The organism is Acholeplasma granularum ATCC 19168 (assembly GCF_000526235.1).
GTDB lineage: Bacteria > Bacillota_I > Bacilli_A > Acholeplasmatales > Acholeplasmataceae > Acholeplasma > Acholeplasma granularum.
The window spans coordinates 295,698-318,816 of sequence record NZ_JAFR01000006.1 but is presented as its reverse complement, the minus strand read 5'-3'; the positions used below and the strand labels follow the sequence as shown (position 1 = coordinate 318,816).

The window sequence follows — 23,119 nt, the reverse complement described above, 5'->3', positions numbered from 1 at the left end:
ATGAATTTTATCTTATATTAAATTTCACTATGTATAAGTGATATTTGGCGAAGTTTTTCTGAAATAATTACATCATTTTCCATTTTTTTAGCATGCATCATCTTAATGAGGTAGTCACATGTTTTAAGGGCATGTGTTTTTACATGAATTGTGGAAACCATATGAGCCAGTGCTCTTAGATATAATTGTTTTTTCATTTCACTCTTACGAGCATTCTTATGGATTTTAAAAGCTAATGTTCTTGCATCTGAAACATTATTACTACCATTTAAATACTCATCAATCATTATTAATACTTCTTCATTTAAACCATCAAAACTTTTGTCAATATGAGTTTTAAAAACTAGTAATATCCACTTTAATATGGTATTTTTATCCAGTTCATTAAATCTTTTTATAAAATCTTCATTTAAATTGATTCTAGAATAATTAGTAATTTTCATAGTCTTAAAATAAATTTAGTGCTCTAGAAACTTTTATATAGAATCCTAGTCCATCTAAAAGTATCTTTTCATCAAAATTAAATTTGTTTGAATGCAATGGGTAAACATAATCTAAGGATTCGTTTCTTGATCCTATAAAAGTAAATAAACCTGGTATTTCTTTTTGATAAAATGCAAAATCTTCAGAAAATGTGTAAGGTTTTATATACACTATGGATTCTTTATCACAAGCATTTTTGGCAATTTCAAATAACTCATTGTCATTATTAACTGTTGGATAGTAATCAGTAATGATCTCCTTTACCTTCACACCAAATTGTATTTCAATTGCTCGCGCTGTATCAATCATTTTAGATTTCATGATTTCAAATGTCTTATCATCAAATGCACGCATAGTACCTGATATTTTAACTTTATTAGCAATAATATTACTTGCTTCTCCACCATTTACTGTACCAACTGATATGACTGCAGGCTCTAAGGGATTAAGATATCTTGATACGATATGATTCAATCCAACGACTAATTGTGATGCTGCTAATACTGCATCAATGCCTTGTTGAGGTTGAGCTCCGTGACTTGATTCACCATACACTGAAATATTAAATTCAGCATTTCTTGCAAGCATTGGCCCACTAATCAAACCAATTTGTCCTTCATAAAGTCCAGGAAAAATATGTAGTCCAAAAATTTTCTTGACCTGATGATTTTTTAATATTCCTTCATCAATCATCACCTTTGCACCGCCAGGTCCTTCTTCGGCAGGCTGAAAAATAAATACTATTGTTTGGTTAGGTGTATCTATTTTAGAAACATATTCTGCAAAGCCTAATAGCATTGCTGTATGTCCATCATGAGCACAAGCATGCATTAAACCTTCATGTTTTGATTTAAACGGGATATCTAGTGCCTCAGTTACAGGTAGAGCATCCATATCTGCTCTAAATGCTACTGCATCCATAGTTTTTCCTTCTTTTACAGCAACCAAACCTGTTTTTGCATAGGTGATTGGACTGTAGCCAAAAGACTCTAAAGTTTTTTTTACATATTTATATGTTTTATGTAAATCAAAACCTAATTCAGGTATTTGATGTAATTGTCTACGATATTTTGTAAGTTTATCTTTCATCTTGAACACTTTCCTTATATCTTTTTTAGTGTTTCTTAACTTTATAAGAAAATTACTGAAAAACTATTTATTGACTTAACCTAGTAAGTCATCCATTCCAAATAGGCCATTACTTTTAGATACAATAAATTTAGCAGCTTTTAAAGCCCCTTTAGCAAATACTGCTTTATCATGCGCTATGTGTGTAAGTTCTAAAGTTTCACTTAGATTAGAAAATATAACTTGATGTTCACCTACATAATTTCCTAATCTTAAACTATGTACATGAATCCCTTTATTATCTGATTCACCTAATATGAGTTCTCTTTTTTCTTCTAAGGATTCATTAATAGAATTATATAATTTTATAGCAGTACCACTAGGTGCATCTTTTTTGAATCGATGATGCTTGTCAATCATTTCTATATCATAACTTTGATCAACATTTTTACTAATAAGTTTAAGAGCTTCTGTGAGTAAATATATACCTACAGAATAATTAGCAGAATAAAATATAGGGATATATTTACTATATTGATCAATAAGTTTAAAATCTGATTTTGTATAACCTGTTGTTGCTAGTACTAAACTCACCTTATTATTTTTTGCATAATCTAGAATTGTTTGAAGGAGCTTAGGGGTTGAAAAATCAATTAAAACATCTACTTCTTTTAAATCATTAATATTTGAATATACATTTAACTCACTTACTTTATCAAATCCACCAATAAAATTAAATGTTTTATCGTCTAGTACTTCGTTTTTAAGTACTTGGCCCATTTTTCCAAGTACACCACTAATTGCTATATTAATCATTTTGTATAATCTCATATTTCTTTAATGTTTTTACTAATTGACGATTGTGTTTAGTTGATAGTTGAGTTAATGGTAATCTTGGTTTACCAACCTCAAAGCCTAAGTGTTCAAGTGCTTTTTTTACTGGGATTGGATTGGATTCTATAAACATCATTTGATGTAAATCGTCATATTTTCTAAATGCAGTTTCATTTTCAATACCTGATCTGTAGTTTGATATGAGTAAGCTTGTTGTTAAAGGTATGATGTTTGCTGTTACAGAAATTGTACCATCCCCACCTAATTTAAGTACGTCATATACTTGATCATCATTACCCGATAATACTATAAAGTCTTCATGTGTTTCATCAATAATCTGTTTGACTTGATTTAAATTTCCACTTGCCTCTTTAGTACCAATTATATTTTTTATTTTACTTAATTTCTTTACTGTTTCCGGTAACATATTTACACCAGTTCTTGATGGTACATTATACATCATTAATGGTAAGTTAATAGCCTTAGCAATTGATTTATAGTGTGCTAACAAACCGGACTGTGTTGGTTTATTATAGTAAGGTGTAACAACAAGTATGCCATCTGCACCTAATTTTTGCGCAATTCTTGAAAATGAAATTGTTGATTTTGTATCATTTGAACCTGTACCCACCATAATTGGTATTCTTTTATCGATATATTTTACAACAAATTCAATAATTGCTTTTTTCTCTTTTAGGCTAAGTGTTGGTGTTTCTGCTGTTGTTCCCAATATTACTAAAAAATCAGTTTCATTATCTAGATGAAAATCAAGTAGGTTCTTTAGTACTTCAAAATTAATTTTACTTCCTTTAAAAGGTGTTACAAGTGCAACACCTGAACCAGTAAATTGTCTCATTTTATAAACTCCTCATATACATATTCACCAATTTGTACAGCATTTGATGCAGCACCTTTTCTAACATTTTCAGCAACTGTCCATAATAAAATTTTATTAGGAAAATTTAGATCCATTCTGACTCGACCAATGTGTACTAAATCAGAATCTTGTACATCTAAAGGTACAGGATACTGATTATTTAAATAAAGTTTAATACCTTCAGAGTGTTTGTAGGTTTCAAGTAACAAGTTTAAATCAATATTCTTATTTGTAGTTGCATGAATTGAAACTGAGTGTCCAAATTTTACAGGCACTCTTACTGCAGTTGCAGTAATATACATCTTTGTTGAAAAAATTTTATTTGTTTCATTAACCATTTTCATTTCTTCTTTAGTAAAACCTGACTCTAAAAATGCATCGATATGTGGTATGACATTATCATGTATAGGTCTTGGATAAAACTGGGGATTTAATCCTTTAGAAGTTAACTCTAAATCCTCTAGTCCATTCACACCTGAACCACTTACAGCTTGGTAGGTAGAATAGTTTACTTCGCTAACTTCAAATAATTTGTGAATTGCATTTAATGCAACAACACTTTGAATAGTTGAGCAATTTGGATTTGCGATTAAATAGTTATCTTTTTTTAGTATTTTTTTATTTACTTCTGGAACAATTAAAGGTATATCCTCATCCATTCTAAATGCTGATGAATTATCAATCACATAAATGCCTTTTGCAACTGCAATTGGTGCATATATTTTTGATAAATCACTGTCGACTGCAAAAAACACTATATCTAATGGATCGTTGAATGTTTCAATGTTTAGTTCTTTAATTGTAAGTTCTTCATCTTTAAAAATTACTTTTTTGCCAAGTGAACGACTTGATGCGTAAACATATAATTGATTGATTGGTAGTTTAGATGTCTCTAATACTTTTAACATTGTTTGACCCACTAATCCTGTAATACCGATGATGCCTATGTTAATTTTTTTCATAAAATTTACCTTCTAAATGTTTTTTTATAGGAACTATATAAGATGATAATATAATTGCTTAGTTTCTTAAATAATTTGTTTTTTTAAACATTAAAATGACTAGCTAACAAGTTAACTACTTGCTCTTTATATTTTTTATCAAATGTATATGAAATGGATATTTCAGAAGTTGTAACTAGTTTAACCTCTAAATCATTTTGTGCAAAAAGCTCAAAAACTTCAGCAGCAATACCACTTTGAGAGCGCATTGCACTACCTACAATAGATACTTTGACAACATCAACAATTTTTAATATTTGAATTGTTGGATTTGATTGATGAAACTTATCTAGTACCTCATTTACCGCATCTAAATCATCAGCATGCGCGGTAAAAGCAATATTCATAAATCCACCCACACTTGGGTTTTGGTTAATAACGTCAACATTCACTTCATTTAGTGCTAAATCTTTAAAAAGGGATGCTGTGATTTTTGCTGAATATGGAATTCTTCTAATTGAAACCATAACCACTTTATCTGATACTGCAATACCAGTAATCTTTTTATCTTCCATATTGTCCTTATACTCCTTTATATATGTACCTTCATTTGGGTTTTTAACTGATGTCACATAAACTGGAACGCTATAGTTTTGTGCAATGTCTATGGAACGTGGTTCCATAACATTTGCACCTAAAAAAGCCATTTCCTTCATTTCTTCATAATCGATTTGTTTTAATTTTTTAGCATCTTTATATAGTCTTGGATCCACACCATATATACCATTTACATCGGTATATATTTCACACACTGCACCAAGTTTTGCAGCAAGCGCAACCGCAGTAGTATCAGAACCTCCACGACCAAGAGTTGTTACCTCCCCTTGGTCATTAAAGCCTTGAAAACCTGCAACAATAACGATATTTTTATCCATTAAACTGTCTTCTATCTTTTTAGTATAGATGTCTCTAATTTTATTTTTTGTATGTGTTCCTTTAGTTAAAATTCCGGCTTTTTCACCAGTTAATGCTAATGATTTAGAACCCATATGATTTAACATAATCGATAAAAGTGCGATTGAAACAATTTCACCTGTTGAAATTAATAAATCTACATCTCTTTTATTCGGATATTTTGTAATATCTTTTGCCATTTTAATCAGTTGATTTGTAGTTTTGCCCATAGCTGATAAAACAACAACCAGTTCATCATATATTTTCTTTTTCTCAATGATGATATTTGCAACATCTTTCATTAGGTCCAAGTTTGAAACACTTGAACCACCAAACTTTAATACAGCACGCATTTTTTTATAATTCCTCATCATGGCTTAATAAATCCATGAAACTTTCTTTTCTAACTACTAAACGGTGTTTACCATCTTTAATAAATACAACCGGTGGAATTGTTAATCTATTATAATGTGATGCCATAGAATAATGATACGCCCCTGTTGTTTTAACAAGTAATAAATCCTCCGGATATGCTTCAGGTAGTTTAATATCATGAATAATAATATCTCCACTTTCGCAAGCTTTTCCTGCAATTGTATAATTAATATCATGATTTAAATTTTCTTTACCAACAATTAAACAATCATATTTAGCTTGATAAAGTGCAGTTCTAATATGATCATTCATCGAGCCATCAATAAATATGTAATTTTTATGATTAATTGTTGTTTTAATTTGGTTTATTGTATAAAGAGTGTAACCTGCTTCAGCAACAATACTTCTTCCTGGTTCTATAAAGACATGAGGTAATTTAAGTTCAAGTTCATTACTTTTTTGATAGATAATATCAAGTAGTTCTTTAAGTACCACATTTAAATTAAGTCTAACATCATCCTTTAAATATTTAACCCCGAATCCACCACCTAAATTAATTGCAGTTAATTCAATACCTGTTTCATCCTTGATTTTTTTATAGAAATTTAAGATCGTAATTGCATGATCATAAAATGATTGTTCTTCAAGTATTTGTGAACCAATATGTGAGTGAGTTCCAAGAAAATTAATATCTGGTTGATTACTTAATAATTTAATAGTTTCAATTGTTCTAGTGTCTAATGTTGACATTCCAAACTTGGAATCAAGTGTTGAAGTTTTAATATACTCATGTGTGTGTGCATCAATTCCAGGATTAACTCTTAACATTACATTTACTTTATAAGAATCATTAACTAAAGTTGCTAACATTTTTGCTTCATATTCATTATCAACTACAATGGTTCCTATTTTAAAGTTTAATGCCATCATTAATTCTTCTTTAGTTTTATTATTACCGTGTAAAACTATTTTTTCAACTGGAAATCCAGCTTTAAGTGCTGTGTAAACCTCACCTTGAGAAACACAGTCTAGATATAAACCTTCACTATGAATAAGCTGTGCCATAGCAATTGTTAAAAATGCTTTTGATGCGTAAACTACATTTGATTTCATTTTGGGGTGTCTAAAATTCTTTGTAAATATTTTACATTGATTTCTAATCATATCTTCATCATAAATATATAGTGGGGTTTGATACTTACTTTTTAATTCATAAAGTGATACACCATTGATTTTTGTCATTTTTTTCTCCTTAATTTAAAAAATAAAAATCATAGCAAAAGCCATGATCTCACATTACTTTTGCCTATTCTCAAGATAATGCGCAATCCTTTATAGCCTTAGGCAAGCTATAAGGAACAGTTGTAAATTTATTCAATTTACACCCAGTAATTATTTAAAATCACTTCGGCGAATAACACCTTTCCTTCAAGTACTATTTGTTTTTCGCAGCCTCATTATTAGAGAGTATTTATTTTCATATTTCATTATAACATGCATTTAAAAAATGTATCAATTTATATACTAATTTGCATGCTTTTTGTAAAATTAACAAAGTTTACAGATATTGGTTTATTAAATATTAATGGTAATTGAATCGTCCATTCATCATATAATAAAGCTTGATTTTCAACAGTTTCCACAAATAAATCATGCAATGAAACGCCAGTATATTGAACGTTTTCTTTATTTCTTAACATACTATTACCGCCCATTAAATAATCATTAATAGCTACTTTATATGTCTTAGAATTTGAAATCATACTATAATTAAATCCTTCTTTATAGTAGGTATATTCTCCAACTAGAGTTTTTAATTCGCTTCCTGTAACTTCAACAACGACAACAGTATTGTCAAATGGTGAAATTTGAAATAATTTTGAATAAGATAAACTTTCATTTGCTGTTATATTTGATCTTGTACCAGCATAGTTATGAATTCCCACATCTGTATTAAAATATACAGTCATTAATTTAGCAATATAAGTAGTTAACTCACCTTGTGATACAAAATATTTAGATTTCATAATTTCATCATATAACCCACTTATTTCTTGATAATATCCATTAAGCTTAGATTCAATTAATGGATTAGGTGTTGCAAGTAGGATTTCATTCGTTTGATTTAAATTATTTGCGCTACTATTTATGATGCCATCATATTTATTAAATGTTAATTTAACATATGAAACATTTGAACCTGATGAACCACTTTGTATTACATACTTATTATTAATAGTTCTTACATAACTACGATGTGTATGTGCATTAAATATCAAATCAACTTGGCTATCACCTGTAAAGTTTGCAACACTATTATTAAAATAAGATGAATCATCATGATTGATAGCAACTACAATATCAGCACCTTCAAATTCCCTTACATGTTTTGCATATTTTTCGACTTCATAAACAGGATCAATAAATTTATAATCTTTAATTCGAGTATAAGCAATTGATCTTTCAAGATCATATCCCATTGTACCAATAATTGCTATTTTTATTCCGGATTTTTCAATTATTGTATATGGTTTAACATCATTAATCATCTGATTTGTTTCTACTGAATAAACATTTGCACCTAATAAATCAAAGTTGGCTTGTACTTCATTATTTCCATTAAAATATTGCGTAACTTCTTCAATGCCCCAATCAAATTCATGATTTCCTAAAACAAAAGCATCCATGTCGAGGTCATTTAATACGCTAATTACTGATGCACCATCATACCAGTTAGAAATAAGTTGGCCTTGCAACATATCACCACCTGATAAAAATATCGTTTTATCGTTATATTTTTCTTGTGAATTTAAGATTAGATTTCCTATATTTGCTAAGCCAAGACTGTCATCTGATGGTAAAAGTGCACCATGTAAGTCATTTATATAATAAAAATATAAATCTGTTGTATTATTTGAATCATCCAATTTCGATTCAACTATTAAATTCATATCTTTTTTATAAGTATTATTAAGATAATTTACAGTAAATTCTACTTTATAGATGCCTTTTTTTAAATAATCGACTTGATCATCATTAATTGTTAAAAATCCTTTTAAATCCGTATCGTCTAATAGTTTAACTTCAACACTTAAATAATAGTCAGGAACATTATCACCAATATAATAAACTTGTGTAGCATCTACATTAAAGATAATCTCTAACTTCTTTTCTTCTTGACATGACACTAATATAATTGATAATAACATGGTAAATATAATAAATATTTTTTTCATAGTTGGCCTTCCAAAATATCTTTTAGCATATTATTATATCATATATAATTAAATGCATTTTACATTTATTAAGTAAAGACATAATGTATATAATAAAAACACACAAATCAACTTTGTGTGTTCTAATTATTGATTTATTCCCGATTTAAAAATTTTTTTAACATGATACATCTCAAAATCTGCTTTATTAATTAAATGTTGTAATTCCGTACCATGTCTAGGATATTCTGATAATCCTAATGAGGCACTTAGATTAAATTTATGGTCATTTACAACAATTTCTTCATTAATTAAATTCAATATTTTTTCTAATTTTGTTTCAATATCATTGATTCCATTATCATAACTAAGTATAAATATAAATTCATCTCCACCATATCTAGCAATAAAGTCATTATCAGACAGTTTACTTTTTAGTCTTAGAGCTAAGCTTACTAATACTTCATCACCTACTTGATGTCCGTGTGTATCATTAATTATTTTAAAGTTATCCAAATCTATACTCGCAACAGCGAAGTTATTTTGTTGACTTTTAATTGTATTAAAGTAGTTAATTAAATGACGTCTATTTGGTAAGGTTGTTAATTCATCATAATATGCAAAATCATTTAGTTTTTCTTTGAGGGTATGAATCTCTGAGATATCAGTTAATGTCAATATCATCTTTTTTTGGTTATAACTATGCATAGAAGATATTGATAATAAAGCTCTAATTTCATTATTATTGATATCTATAACAGATATCTCCTCATTATAAGTATTAGTATCATTTTCAATTAAATATTTCATTTTAGAATTTGTAAATGTTGTATTAAACAATTCAAGTTCTAGTAACTTCTTTCCAATAATATCGCTTTTTGAATAACCTAACAATTCAATGAATCGTAGATTAATATCTATTACGATGAATCTAGAATCACACATTAACATTGATAATGGTGATTGATGAAATATTGTATTAAATTTATGAATTTCTTCTTCAGAAAGTGATACTACTGTTTTAGTTACACGGTAATTTAAGACTAAGATAAGGGCAATTAAGCTAATATGATGTGCAATGATACTTAAATAATTCGAGTTAGATACATTATTATAGTTTAATCCTTCAGGTGGAATTATTAGAATATTTATAACTCTTAATAAACTTGAAAGTGACAAAGCAATCATTATAATGATAAACTTTAAAACTTCTCTTTGATTATTATTTTGTTTGTGTTTTTTCATAATAATTACTGATTTAACATAGGTATATATTGCTGCTGAGTATAAAGTAACTACTTGAGCAATTATATTTTCATTAAAATATAAAAAATATACAACCAGTAATATTGTCATTAGAAAAATAATTAATAAATCCTTTTTAATAGGTTTAGCTTTAACTAATATAAACGATGCTTTATTAATAAAATATAATCCAGTAAATAGAAAACCAGTCCCCAAAATAATTAGTACGTCTTTATTTTCATTATTAATAAACCATAAAATAGTCAATGTTGATATAATCAAAAATTGACCAATTAGCCAGTAGATAAGACTTTCAAATTTAACTTTTATTTTTCTATGTGCAAAAACTAAATTAAAAGTAATAAGTATAGACACAAAAAAACCTGTAAGTATTATTATGTTATAAATCATACGCTCTCCCCATCATGATTTATGATAGATATATTATAACAATTATTTTTACAAACAGGTTATTTTTACGAATATTTTAGTCGTTTATATGCATATCAACTATAATTATATCCAATCTCCATTAAAAATAGAGTTTTTAACGATAACATAGTCAACTTTAGTAATAGCTCCTAAATCTTTACCACCTGCATAGGAAATTGCAGATTGTAGATCTTCTTTCATTTCTTTTAGTGTTTCTTTAATTTTACCTTTATAAGGAATAAGTATTTTTTTCCCCTCAACATTGGTTTTTTCACCTTTTTGGTATTCTGATGCTGATCCAAAATACTCTTTAAATCTTTTTCCATCAACTTCAACATTTTGACCAGGAGACTCTTCATGCCCGGCAAATAAAAATCCTATCATAATCATTGATGCTCCAAAACGAATTGATTTTGCAATATCACCATGTGTACGAATACCACCATCGGCTATCATAGGTTTTCTTGCAACTTTTGAACAACGAGATAAAGCAGCTAGTTGCCAACCCCCCGTTCCAAAACCGGTTTTAATTTTCGTTATACAAACCTTTCCAGGACCAACACCAATCTTGGTTGCATCAGCACCAGCATTTTCTAATTCCCTTACTGCTTCTGGCGTTGCCACGTTTCCCGCAATTAAAAAAGATTGCGGTAAAAGTTTTTTTATATGGTGTATCATGTCTATTACAAGTTCAGAATGTCCATGTGCAATATCGATTGTAATATAATCTGGAATTAGGTTATTTTTTGCTAATTCTTCAACAAATTTATATTCCTGATTTTTAACACCCACTGAAATAGATGTATAAAGATTCATTTCTTGCATCTTTTTAATAAATGGTATTCTTGATTCTTCATCAAAACGATGCATAATATAAAAATAATTATTTTTAGCTAGCCAGATTGCTAACTTTTCATCAATAATTGTTGCCATATTAGCCGGAACAACAGGTAAGTTAAATGTTTTAGGTCCAAATTTAACTGTTGTATCACATTCACTTCTTGATCTTACAATACTTTTATTTGGTATTAATTGAATATCTTCATAATCAAAAACTTTCATTTTACACACTCCTTATTTTTAATGCCAACCTATATTAACATATATACAAGGTATTTTCTAATTTTTAATCCTTTTTTACTTAAATTCTACAATTGTAAAAAGATTATCATTTTCATCATAAAACTGAACAATATAACTAGTTGTCGTCTTATATAATTTCATTATGATCTTCTGAAATAATTGAAAATCCTTTTTATATTCAACTGCAACTGTATCAAAATCATAGTTAATGGGTAACATATTATAAGCAAAGTCAATATAAATAGCATTATTTAAATGTTTATAATAGTCTAGATGCGAGGGTTGAACAATTTGGGTACTTGTTTTTAAGTATTCTAGTTCTTTGTTCAAGTCAATTTTTCTACCGATATAAGTCATTTCATGTTTTTCTTTATTTCCAAGTGTGTTTAATACATATGGACTTAATCTATGTGGTGATTTAGTATCGAGGTGAATAAAAGAGCCCAAACAGTATGATTCTAATACTAAATTACCTAATAAATCTTTTATAATTGTATTTCTATAACCATAAAATGGTTTAGTTTCGTAAGGATAGGTTGTAAGTTCTAGCATATCTTTATATACTGGCCATTTTTTAATATGTACATATCTAAAGTTTAAAATAATTGCAAACCCAACTGATTTAATTTCTCCCGATAATGCTCTAAGTGATTCAATATGTGCACCTTCAACATCTTGAATCATATCAATTAAATTTTTTATTCTTACTTTGTTATTAAATCCGATTTCAGATGCTTGAATAATTCTGGTTTCTTTATACATTACTATATCCTCTTTTTTGTATTGTACTATTTAAAATTGCGCATAATAATGATACAATTAATATATTATATTATACATGTAGGTGACACAAAATGAAATTTATACTTAAACTTATTTTAAATAGATTTATTCTTTCTATATTGATTTTTTTTGTTTTTGCATTGGATTTTAATATGCTTAAATTAATGCCCACACAGATGTATTCTTATAATAGACCACCCGCAAGCGCTATATCAAGTGCCTATTATGAAATCGAGCTTGGAGCGCCAAAAATTTATATTGAAATCACCTATGATGAGAATAATATTTATCTAGTACCTAAATCTGAACTATCATCTCATCTAACAACTGATGATTTAGATCAACCATTAATCGCTTGGTATTACTATGCATTTACACTAGCTTTAGTTAATATTATACCCTTTAATTGGTTTACTCGCACTAAAAAGTCTAATAAGAAACAACGAAAATGATTAATCAAGTATCTACTTACCTTGTTATTTTATTATTTAGTATAATATAATTAGAAATTAAAATAATAATTAGGAGGTATTTATGTTATGAAGGCATTTTTAACAGCCTTAAAGAATTTTGCTTACTCTATTGGAGGATTAATAGTAATTATTGTTGTATTACTTATTGGAGTTCTTGACATCATTGATTTGATTCAAAACTTTCCTACTAGTTTTACACTTACCTTAGTTGGTTCATTACTATCAACTATTGTTCTTGCATTTTCAATAATTTGGGCACAATTAAAGAATAAAATACTATTGTCGCACGGTATTATGTTCTTTATATACGCCTCTGCACTACAACAGTTCATAAGTAATCTTTTTAGTAATAATCCAACAAATGCATTTGATGGTAATTCATTATTTGGTTTAATTTCTATGGCATACTTCTTATTAGTGTCTATTGCTGTAATACTTTATGAACAACCAAAACCTGCAAAATTGAATATATTAGGTTCGCTATCTATACTTGCTTATTTAGTTGTTAGTTATATATTATTTGGATTTAATTCTACACTTATTACATTTTTAATTATTCTTGGTGCGCTTTTATTAGGTAGTAAGGTTGTTGCAATTTCTTATGCATTAAGTACATTGATATTACCTGTTTTTTCACATTTAAATCAAATATTTAATAACTTCTCTAATAATTCAAATCAAGTGTTCAATCATTGGTTTGTTGCACTAATTGGTATAGCAGTCATTGTATTCTTAAGTATAGATTTATTTAAATTAGTTGATCATAACGAAGCATAAAATGAAAAAAACACCACAATGATTAGTTTATATACTTTCATTGTGGTGTTTTTATTATATAAGTGTATATGGAACTCTTGATAACTCACTTACTTTAGAAACACCTAAAATAATCATTATTTTCTTTAGATCAGTTATGAATTGATCTACTTTTTTTAATGCTTCTTCAAAAGTTAATTGTGTCAAATCTAAAAACCATTTTGATAATCCGCAAGCATTGGCACCTAAAACTAAAGATTTTATTACATCCATAGGATTTCTAATACCGCCAGAGGCATAAAAGTTTACACCCTCATATTTTTTTAAGTTTAATAAAATATTCGCTGTATCAATTTCAAATCCTTTTAAGAAATTATAATCAGAATTACCACGACTTGATTCAATATCAATAAATGATGTTCCTCCGCTACCTGAAACATCAATGTGTTTAATGCCTATATTAACTAATTTATTGATTGATTTATTAGAAAAACCAGCACCTACTTGTTTAATGATTACAGGAATGTTCAAATTTGAATGGATATATTTAATATTATCTTCCCATTTTCTAAAATCCCTGTCTCCTTCTTTCATTACGAGTTCCTGTATAACGTTTAAGTGTATAGCTAAAGCATTTGATTGCATAGCCTCAATTGATTGCATGGCCATTTCAAGGGTCATGTTTGGATTAATATTGGATATTACTATTCCTTTATGATTCTTTCTAATGATTTCAAAGGATTTTATAGAACTTGGATCTTTAAACATTATTGATTGACTACCACTCATCATAGGAATATGATAATGATTTGCTATTTTTGATAAAAAATCATTGATTTCAAGGGCTTTTTGACTCCCACCTGTCATACCGTTGATGTAGAAAGGGTATGGTATATCATAACCTAAAAATGTTGATGATAAATCAATATCATCTATTGATAAATTAGGCAAATCATCTGATTCTAATAAAATATTATCAAAGTAATTTGATTTATTTTTTTGTTTTTGTGCTAGATTAATATGTTCATCTTTTCTAGTTAAGCTCATTTTATTCCCATACCTTTAAATCAAGTGCTGTAAGACCTGCTTTAATCCAAGCATCTTGAAGTATTCTTTTATCTGTTTCATTACGAACAATGGCAATCCCACAATCTCCATAACCTGCACCCGATGTTTTCGCACTAAATCCTAGATTTTGAGAAATTTCAATCATCTTTTTAAATGGTTCAGATTCTATAATAATTCCAGTTTTATTTTCTAATTCTTTAAGCATTTCTCTGTATAGTTCCATCATATACTTCATAGTATAATAATCTGACCTTACTAATGCCTCCTTAAATTGGTTAACAATTAACTTTGTCTTACTTAAAAATGTTGCATACCAAGGAGTCGCACTTACCTTTGATAAACTATCAGTGTATGCTTTTGTTGATTGAGACATTCCAGAAAAACAAATAGCTAGTTTAATAAGTGGTTTATTTAATTGTTCTATTTTTAAAAACGGCCAAGTCATTGCCATGATTTCATCAAGTTTGCCTTTACGGTTCATTACCCATACTAAGTCATATCTTTGGTAATAAACCCACCCACCATAAATTGATGCAGCTAGTTCACCACCTGAGGTTACATCACTAATTTCTATTTGAGCCAGTACAGCTAGTTTAAATAAATCAATTTTCTTTATTTTTACTTGATGAAGTTCCAATACTGCTCTAATACACGCAATAATGACTGCTCCAGATGAGCCTAATCCATATTTAATATTATGTGGTGATGTTAGTTCACTAGATAATTCAAGTTCATATGTTTTTGGTTCTATACCTTTATATTTTAAATATTTATGAGCAATATAGATAGCCGCCTTGGCATGGGTTAGTGTATCATACATAAAAACAGGTACTTGATCTGATAGCATCCATCTAAATCTACCAAGTTCTGATCTAAATTCATAATCATCACTTTCTTTGATTTTTACATGAATGAATTTATCTACGCCTACTAACACAGCCTCATTACCCGGTTTTATGACTGAATATTCCCCAATGATAAACAGTTTACCTGGTACTTTAAGAGTTATCATATACTCTCTACTCCTTTTCCAACGAAACTAACCAATGTTGTTGCATGTTTTTCGTATCGTGAAATGATTTTTTGAATATATTCTTTTTTTGTTATAATTTTTATATTTGGTCCTGCATCCATTGTTGCAAATACAGGAATACCTTCATTTCTTATTTTTTCTGTTAGATCAATAATTTCAAAAGATTTATGATTTAGATAGGTAATCCCTGTTTCTTGTATGACATAATGCATAAGTTTAGCATGTGATTCTAATATGTAACCCATTGATTCAAAATCATTTTCAAATATTGCTTGTTCCATTGATTCGAGTGCATCTTTAGTGTTTAATATCCATTCTTTTTTAAGTTTAGGATATTTATTTAGTGTATTCATAGCATCTCTACTGTTTATCTTTTTTTCAGAAGTATCAACTAAGCAAATTAGTATCGCTAAATCATCAATGGTTGAAATTTGTTCAGCATAGCTTGATAGGTGATCAAATCCTTCATGCCATTTCACAATTCCTCCATAAATTGAGCGAGATGCAGAACCTGAACCTAGTCTTGCCAAACTAGATAGTTCCTTATCACTTAAATTAATGTTATAAGCCATTGTTGCTGCTTTAGCAAGTGCACTAAATGCAGATGCACTTGAGGCTAGTCCAGCTTTTTTAGGTACATAGTTCATACTTTCTATTTTGGCATAATAAGGAATATTATATAACTGTCTAATTTTATCCATAAAATTTTTCACACGCAAAAATTCAGAGTCAACAATTAGATTATTATCAATATATAAAATATCTTCTTTTAGATTATTATCATAAGTAACCGTAGTGATTGTATAAAACTTATCTAACGTCACACTAATTGATGATGTAAGGGGCAAATTCCACTCACTATTCTTTTTACCCCAATATTTAATTAAGGCAATATTTACATTAGCTTTAGCTGTATGTTTCATGTTACAATTTCCTTTAAATTATATAACCAAGTGTCTATTGCTCCAGCATCTTTTAAAGCATCAGCGATAATAATAGCTTGACTTTCATTTTTACATAAAGCAATCATACAGCCACCTTTACCTCCACCAGTGAGCTTAGCACCTAAAGCACCTTTATTTAGTGCAACACTTACTAAACTTTCTAAAAGATCATCTGATACATGTATACTTCTTAAAAGTTGATGAGCTTCAGTCATCGCTAAACCTAATCTTAATACTTCATTATTTTCTAAATATATCTTAACATCATTTGTAAGTTGTTCAAGTCTATCCATGATTGGATTAACTACAGTTGGATTATCATTCCAGAGTTTTCTAACTTCAGTTACAGCTTCTTTAGTTAATCCTTTTTTTCCTGTATCTGCAACGATAATAACAGCGTCCATCTTAAGTGGAATAACACTTTTACCTAAATCTTTGTGATAAAACACAGCTTGACCAGCTGTTATAGTTGTTGCATCAAGGCCTGAAGGGTTTAAGTGGTGAATTTGTTCTGCTATGTCAACAAAGTGATTTAATCTATCATGAGTGAGTTCAACTTTAAAAGCATCAAATAAAGAACGAACAACTGCAATACTAACTGCTGCTGACGATCCCAGTCCTCTTTGAGGTGGTAGATTAGATTCAATCAGTATATGAATACCAAAAAAAGGTTGTTTTAAGTAAATAAGAACAATATTAATTAATTGTTTTATACCGTATAATTCATCAGGACTATCTTCTAATAATCCTTTAAAGTAAATTGAGTCAATTGTAATTTTATTATCTGTTTTAAAAACTTTAGATGTAATTTGTGCTTGTTTAAATGGTAATGCTATGGCTGGTTTACCATAAACAACGGAATGTTCACCCATTAGTATGATTTTTCCAGTAGCAACACCTGTGCCAAAATCTGTCATAAAATTATCGCTCTCTTTCTACATCTATTATAACATGATATAATTGAATTAAAATTAAGTAAAACTTGAAAGGAATAAATTTTATGTCAAACATTGAATTAGCATTAACAATTAAAGATTATGGTACGCTTAAAATAGAGTTATATCCAGAAATAGCTCCAAATACGGTAGCAAACTTCCTAGATTATGTAAGTAGAGGTTTTTATAATGGACTTATTTTTCATAGAGTTATCAAAGGGTTTATGATTCAAGGCGGTGGTTCTTTAAATAATACAACTCCTCCTATAAAAGGTGAATTTTCCTCTAATGGATTTAAAAATGAATTAAAACATACTAAAGGTGTCTTATCAATGGCTAGAACAAATGATAAAAACTCAGCAACTTCTCAATTTTTTATTATGCATCATGATTCACCACATCTTGATGGCGCATATGCAGCATTTGGTAAAGTTATTGAAGGTTTAGAAATTGTTGATAAAATCGCAAATGTTAAAACAAATGCTTATGACAAACCATTAATAGATGTAATAATTGAAAACTTTGTTATTACAAAAAATGAGGCAATTTTACCAGCAGTAAAGTATGTTTAGGATACTTATATTATGAATCCATATATTGATATTCATCCAAAAGTATTGAATGCTTTGCGTGAAAATAAGGCTGTTGTTGCACTTGAATCTACTATTATTTGTCATGGATTACCATATCCTAAAAATATAGAAACTGCCCTAACTATTGAAAAAATAGTTGAACAAGAAGGTGCTGTTCCTGCAACTATTGCCATAATCAATGGACGTATAAAAGTTGGTTTAGAACCAAATGAACTTACAAAACTTGCAAGTCAAAAAAACGTTTTAAAAGTATCAAAAAGAGATATTGCATACTGTGTTACTAAAAGTTATGATGGTGCTACCACTGTATCTGCAACATTACTTATCGCAGATATGGTCGGTATTAAAGTATTTGCAACCGGTGGAATTGGTGGTGTTCACAGAAATTATCATGAAGTACTAGATATCTCTAGAGATCTTGAAGATTTATCTAATAAAAATATAGCTGTTGTATCATCTGGAGTAAAATCAATTTTAGATATACCAAACACACTTGAATACTTAGAAACAAAAGGTGTAGAGGTAATTGGTTATCAAACGCATGATTTTCCTGCTTTTTACTCAAAAAGTTCTGGAAATCCTGTTACATACCAAATTGATGATATAAACCAAATTGCAAAACTTATGTATGTTAAATGGAGTATTGGTCTAAATGGTTCAATTTTAATAGCAAATCCAATTTCTTCTATTTATTCAATACCTAATAACGAAATGGAAGAATCTATTAATATCGCTTTAGAAATGGCCAAACAAAACAAAATAAAGGGTAAAGATATCACACCTTACATACTAAAAAATATGCAAGAAAATAAATCAATAAATTCACTTGAATCAAATATTCAATTAATTTATAGTAATGCCAAGTTAGCAGCAAAAATTGCAATTGAATTTTTTAAATTTTAAATTTGTATATTTAATTTAATTGTGATAAAATACTTATCGATGAAGGGGAGTAGTTCCCAAAAATTAATCGTCAATACGGCTGATAGCCCGGTTAATTTTCAAGTTTGACTTGTCAACGAGACCTTCAAGACCTATTTTGGTTTTGATGGTCTTTATTTATATAAAAAAGGAGAATTTATATGAACCAAAAACAAGTTTTTCAATTAAGTGTTGAAGAAGTATTAGCTCAACACCAAACATCACTTCAAGGATTAAGTAGTGATGAAGCATTAAAAAGATTAGAGCAATTTGGACCTAATGCACTAGCTGAAGGTAAAAAACGTTCTTTATTCCTTAAGTTCTTAGATCAGTTTAAGGATTTCATGGTAATTGTATTATTAGTTGCTTCATTAATCGCATTCTTAGGTGCAATTATAGAACAAAATCCATCTGAATTAACAGAGGGTATATTAATTATAGCTATTGTAGTCATTAATGCTATCTTAGGTGTTGCTCAAGAAGCCAAAGCTGAACAAGCATTAGAATCTATTAAAAAGATGTCTAATCCACATGCTACTGTATTAAGAGATGGTAAAGAAGTTATTGTTGATGTTGATAAAGTAGTTGTAGGTGATATTGTCGTTCTTCATGCTGGTGATTACATACCAGCTGATATTCGAATTATTGAGTCTATTAACTTAAAAACAGATGAATCAGCTTTAACTGGTGAACCAATTCCTGTCGAAAAGCACACAAATCCAATTAACCAAAGTGAGGTTGCATTAGGGGACCGAATTAACTTAGGTTATATGAGTACAGTTGTCACATATGGTCGCGGTCTTGCAGTTGTGACTTCTACTGGTATGCAAACTGAAATAGGTAAAATTGCATCTATGCTATCTAGTACCGAAACAGAATTAACACCACTTCAAAAAACAGTTTCAGATTTAGGAAAAACTTTAGCTTTATTAGCGCTTGTTGTCGTATCTATTATATTTGTTATACAAGTATTAAGATCAATATTTGTTGTTGGTATTGATGCTGTACCTTGGATTGATATCATAATGTCTTCTGTTGCACTTGCTGTAGCAGCTATACCAGAAGGTCTACCAGCAATTATTACAATCGTATTAGCAATAGGTATGCAAAACCTAGTTAAGCAACGCGCAATTATGAGAACCCTACCTGCTGTTGAAACTTTAGGTTCTACTTCTATTATTTGTTCAGATAAAACGGGTACTTTAACTCAAAACGTAATGACTATTACTAATACATATTTATATGAAAACGAATTACAAGTATCGGAAATAAATAATCCAAGTAAAGAACTTAAAATGTTAATTGACTATGGTGTATTATGTAATGATACTAAAGTTCAACTTTCCGATAACGAAACATTTATTAAAATTGGCGATCCCACTGAAATTGCACTTACTGATTTGGCAATTGCAACAAATCATAATCCATTAGATATTATTAATGCAAACCCAAGAGTACATGAACTACCTTTTGATTCCGAGCGAAAATTAATGACTACAGTTCATGAAATTGATGGTAAATATGTTTCAATTACAAAAGGTGCTCCAGATGTATTATTATCAAAAGTGTCTAATGTAAATATTCAAGGAAAAATTCAAAATGTAACAGATAAAATTTTAGATGTTTTCACAGTTCAAAATCAAAATTTTGCTGACCAAGCTCTTAGAGTACTTGCAATTGCATATAAAATTTATGATAAAAATCCAAGTGTCTTAGACTTTGAACAAAATGAACTTGAATCTAATTTAACAATGTTAGGTTTAGTTGGTATGATTGACCCAGCAAGACCTGAGGTTAAAGACGCAATTATTGAAACAAAAAACGCCGGTATCACTACAATAATGATTACAGGTGACCATAAAAATACTGCTGTTGCAATTGCAACCGACTTAGGCATTTTAGAAAACGGACATCTAGCAATTACAGGTAAAGAACTTGATAACATGACTGATGAAGAATTTAGTGAGAAACTCAATCAAATCAGAGTTTATGCCCGTGTTTCTCCTGAAAACAAGGTAAGAATTGTAACGGCTTGGAAATCATCTGGAAAAATTGTTGCAATGACTGGTGATGGCGTTAATGATGCACCAAGTATCAAACGTGCTGATATTGGTATTGCCATGGGTATTACCGGTACAGAAGTTGCTAAAGGTGCTGCTGATATGATTTTAACTGATGATAACTTTGCAACAATCGTATCCGCTGTTAAAGAAGGTCGTACAATTTTAGCTAATATTAAAAAAGCTATTCACTTCTTACTTTCATGTAATATTGGTGAAATCATTACAATCCTCTTAGGTGTTACGCTAGGTATTATATTATTCCCAAATGAGCCACAACTTCAAATATTAACAGCTGCTCAAATTTTATGGGTAAATTTAGTAACCGACTCATTTATGGCAATAGCATTAGGTCTAGAACCAAAAGAACCAGATGTTATGAATCATCCACCACGTGATAATTCTAAAGGTATATTTGCTGATGGTTTAGGTAGAAAAGTAGCATGGCAAGGTATTATGATTGGATTTATCACTTTCTTAGCATTCTTCATTGGTTATAAAATTAGTGGAGATAACTTAAGACACGCACAGACAATAGGTTTTATGGTACTAGCAATCTCACAATTATTCCATGCATTTAATGTTCGTAGTGAAAACTTCTCAACATTTAGTCTACAACCTAATAAATATTTAATTTTAGCATTTTTTGGTTGTTTAGCGCTTCAACTAGTTACAGTTTTTGTACCATTTATAGCAAACAATATATTCGGTGTTGATGATGTGTTACACTGGCAATTAGTAGACTGGTTAGTTGTAGTTGGACTATCAGTATTACCACTTCTAGTTGTTGAGTTAGTTAAATTAATTCAAAATAAATTAATAAAAAAATCTGTATAAACAATTTAATTTAAAAGAAGGAAAATAGTTATATATTTCCTTCTTTTTTTAGTTAAATTTATTGTATAATTAAGTTATGAAAAAATTAATAGAAAAATATAAAGATATTTATTGGATAGCACACCGTGGCCTTCCATATAAAGCTGTTGAAAACTCAAACACAGGCTTTGAATTAGCGGGTCAATTACCTTTTTTTGGTATTGAAACAGATTTACATCTTACAAAAGATGAACATATTGTTGCTCATCACGATCATAATATAAAACGTATAACTGGTCTTGATGCATTGATAAGTGAACTGGACTTAAATTCAATATCAGATATTAAATTAAAAGATAGTCTTGATAACATACCAAAATTTAGTACTTATCTAAATATATGTAAGAAATATAATAAGGTAGCAATTATTGAACTTAAAGTAATTTTTAAACCACATCAATTAACGATGCTATTTGATGAAATTAAAATTAGAAATTACTTAGATAAAGTTATCATTATTTCATTTCATATGGATAATTTAATAAATATTAGAAAATTGTATCCTGACTTAACATTACAATTTTTAAGTAGTAAATTTAATCAAGACATTTTTAAAAACCTCATTGATTATCATTTAGAGTTATCACTATATCATGAGGCAATCACTAAAGATATTATTGAAGAGATGCATAAAAATAATTTAAAAGTTGCAGCATGGACAGTTAATAACCTTACTTCTATTGAAAGATTAGTAGAAATTGGTATTGATTATATTACAACTGATGGTTTTCATATATAAAAAAAAACACTTGATAGTGTTTTTTTTGCATGTGAACTGGTGCATAAGCCATGTTCTGTAGGAATTACTTCCTTGTGACTATTTATCTCAAGATTGCTCTTGCAAGATTTGACATTGCTGTTAATCTCGTGCCCCTACCAAATTTGGGTTTCTAGCTTGAGGGGTTTACCGCGTTTCACCTTACTAATTTCTTAGTAAATTCGTCTCTGTGGCACTTTATGTTGAGTTATAACATAGTAAAACCTTAGTTATAAACTCATTGCCGTTATGTATAATACATACCTAAGGTTATTTGTTTCCTTAGCACAAACACTACATACCATGAAGGTATGTGCTAGCATGGACTTTCCTAACAAAACGATTAAAGTTTTGCTCAGTCACCTTCCCAATTCTCATTGCATAGACATTTTATATGGTTTTATATATTTTGT

21 protein-coding genes, 1 other RNA gene and 1 riboswitch are annotated in these 23,119 nt (G+C 29.0%); of the genes, 6 read left to right on the top strand and 16 right to left on the bottom strand.

The window, feature by feature from the left end:
• Window positions 1–17: 17 nt before the first annotated feature.
• The 11 genes from G324_RS0101930 to G324_RS0101880 form a co-directional block, all read right to left on the bottom strand.
• Window positions 18–443, bottom strand: a complete 426-nt coding sequence (locus tag G324_RS0101930) for a putative immunity protein (protein ID WP_025724717.1) — start codon at window positions 441–443, stop codon at window positions 18–20.
• A 4-nt stretch (window positions 444–447) separates the two neighbouring features.
• Window positions 448–1,572 (bottom strand): M20 metallopeptidase family protein, encoded by a 1,125-nt coding sequence (locus G324_RS0101925; RefSeq protein ID WP_025724716.1) that lies wholly within the window; start codon window positions 1,570–1,572, stop codon window positions 448–450.
• A gap of 75 nt (window positions 1,573–1,647) precedes the next feature.
• Entirely contained in the window at window positions 1,648–2,367 is a 720-nt protein-coding gene (gene dapB, locus G324_RS07090; RefSeq protein ID WP_035357039.1) for a 4-hydroxy-tetrahydrodipicolinate reductase, read from the bottom strand.
• Window positions 2,360–3,241, bottom strand: a complete 882-nt coding sequence (dapA, locus tag G324_RS0101915; RefSeq protein ID WP_025724715.1) for a 4-hydroxy-tetrahydrodipicolinate synthase — start codon at window positions 3,239–3,241, stop codon at window positions 2,360–2,362. Before dapA ends, dapB begins: the two co-directional genes overlap by 8 nt.
• Window positions 3,238–4,224, bottom strand: coding sequence for an aspartate-semialdehyde dehydrogenase (locus tag G324_RS0101910; protein WP_162146812.1), 987 nt, complete (start codon window positions 4,222–4,224; stop codon window positions 3,238–3,240). The genes dapA and G324_RS0101910 overlap by 4 nt, the downstream gene beginning before the upstream one ends.
• Before the next feature lie 83 nt (window positions 4,225–4,307).
• Window positions 4,308–5,510, bottom strand: coding sequence for an aspartate kinase (locus G324_RS0101905; RefSeq protein WP_025724713.1), 1,203 nt, complete (start codon window positions 5,508–5,510; stop codon window positions 4,308–4,310).
• A gap of 4 nt (window positions 5,511–5,514) precedes the next feature.
• The gene (gene lysA / locus G324_RS0101900; protein WP_025724712.1) at window positions 5,515–6,774 is read right to left on the bottom strand and encodes a diaminopimelate decarboxylase; all 1,260 of its coding nucleotides are present in this window, start codon (window positions 6,772–6,774) and stop codon (window positions 5,515–5,517) included.
• A gap of 70 nt (window positions 6,775–6,844) precedes the next feature.
• Window positions 6,845–6,998: riboswitch (Lysine riboswitch) on the bottom strand.
• 51 nt (window positions 6,999–7,049) lie between these two features.
• Window positions 7,050–8,768, bottom strand: coding sequence for a bifunctional metallophosphatase/5'-nucleotidase (locus G324_RS0101895; protein ID WP_025724711.1), 1,719 nt, complete (start codon window positions 8,766–8,768; stop codon window positions 7,050–7,052).
• Window positions 8,769–8,894: 126 nt separating this feature from the next.
• Window positions 8,895–10,403 carry a sensor domain-containing diguanylate cyclase gene (locus G324_RS07595; protein ID WP_025724710.1) on the bottom strand — a complete coding sequence of 503 codons (1,509 nt, stop codon included), beginning with the start codon at window positions 10,401–10,403 and terminating at the stop codon, window positions 8,895–8,897.
• Window positions 10,404–10,508: 105 nt separating this feature from the next.
• On the bottom strand, window positions 10,509–11,486 hold the full coding sequence (locus tag G324_RS0101885; protein ID WP_025724709.1) for a GMP reductase: 978 nt from the start codon (window positions 11,484–11,486) through the stop codon (window positions 10,509–10,511).
• Between the two features lie 75 nt (window positions 11,487–11,561).
• Window positions 11,562–12,269: an acyl-ACP thioesterase domain-containing protein gene (locus G324_RS0101880; RefSeq protein WP_025724708.1), complete on the bottom strand. Its 708-nt coding sequence runs from the start codon at window positions 12,267–12,269 to the stop codon at window positions 11,562–11,564.
• 92 nt (window positions 12,270–12,361) lie between these two features.
• Here G324_RS0101880 and G324_RS0101875 point away from each other — a divergent pair, with 92 nt between their 5' ends.
• A complete protein-coding gene (locus tag G324_RS0101875; protein WP_162146811.1) occupies window positions 12,362–12,742 on the top strand; it encodes a hypothetical protein in 381 nt (126 codons plus the stop codon).
• An 87-nt stretch (window positions 12,743–12,829) separates the two neighbouring features.
• On the top strand, window positions 12,830–13,540 hold the full coding sequence (locus tag G324_RS0101870) for a hypothetical protein (RefSeq protein WP_025724706.1): 711 nt from the start codon (window positions 12,830–12,832) through the stop codon (window positions 13,538–13,540).
• A 54-nt stretch (window positions 13,541–13,594) separates the two neighbouring features.
• On the opposite strand, the gene fni is transcribed toward G324_RS0101870, so the two are convergent.
• From fni to mvk, 4 genes are read right to left on the bottom strand one after another with little or no spacing between them, the layout of a single operon-like run.
• Window positions 13,595–14,566, bottom strand: coding sequence for a type 2 isopentenyl-diphosphate Delta-isomerase (fni, locus tag G324_RS0101865; protein WP_025724705.1), 972 nt, complete (start codon window positions 14,564–14,566; stop codon window positions 13,595–13,597).
• 1 nt (window position 14,567) lies between these two features.
• Window positions 14,568–15,599 (bottom strand): phosphomevalonate kinase, encoded by a 1,032-nt coding sequence (locus G324_RS0101860; RefSeq protein WP_025724704.1) that lies wholly within the window; start codon window positions 15,597–15,599, stop codon window positions 14,568–14,570.
• Window positions 15,596–16,543, bottom strand: a complete 948-nt coding sequence (gene mvaD / locus G324_RS0101855; RefSeq protein ID WP_162146810.1) for a diphosphomevalonate decarboxylase — start codon at window positions 16,541–16,543, stop codon at window positions 15,596–15,598. The genes G324_RS0101860 and mvaD overlap by 4 nt, the downstream gene beginning before the upstream one ends.
• Window positions 16,540–17,481, bottom strand: a complete 942-nt coding sequence (mvk, locus tag G324_RS0101850) for a mevalonate kinase (RefSeq protein WP_162146809.1) — start codon at window positions 17,479–17,481, stop codon at window positions 16,540–16,542. The genes mvaD and mvk overlap by 4 nt, the downstream gene beginning before the upstream one ends.
• Window positions 17,482–17,564: 83 nt before the next feature.
• Here mvk and G324_RS0101845 point away from each other — a divergent pair, with 83 nt between their 5' ends.
• The 4 genes from G324_RS0101845 (at window position 17,565) to G324_RS0101830 (ending at window position 22,688) form a co-directional block, all read left to right on the top strand.
• The gene (locus G324_RS0101845) at window positions 17,565–18,071 is read left to right on the top strand and encodes a peptidylprolyl isomerase (protein ID WP_025724701.1); all 507 of its coding nucleotides are present in this window, start codon (window positions 17,565–17,567) and stop codon (window positions 18,069–18,071) included.
• A 12-nt stretch (window positions 18,072–18,083) separates the two neighbouring features.
• A complete protein-coding gene (locus tag G324_RS0101840) occupies window positions 18,084–18,995 on the top strand; it encodes a pseudouridine-5'-phosphate glycosidase (RefSeq protein ID WP_025724700.1) in 912 nt (303 codons plus the stop codon).
• Window positions 18,996–19,174: 179 nt separating this feature from the next.
• Window positions 19,175–21,910 (top strand): cation-translocating P-type ATPase, encoded by a 2,736-nt coding sequence (locus G324_RS0101835; RefSeq protein ID WP_025724699.1) that lies wholly within the window; start codon window positions 19,175–19,177, stop codon window positions 21,908–21,910.
• A 76-nt stretch (window positions 21,911–21,986) separates the two neighbouring features.
• Window positions 21,987–22,688: a glycerophosphodiester phosphodiesterase gene (locus tag G324_RS0101830; RefSeq protein ID WP_025724698.1), complete on the top strand. Its 702-nt coding sequence runs from the start codon at window positions 21,987–21,989 to the stop codon at window positions 22,686–22,688.
• Between the two features lie 39 nt (window positions 22,689–22,727).
• Here G324_RS0101830 and rnpB read toward each other — a convergent pair.
• An RNA gene (rnpB, locus tag G324_RS07820) (RNase P RNA component class B) lies at window positions 22,728–23,077 on the bottom strand.
• Window positions 23,078–23,119 lie beyond the last annotated feature (42 nt).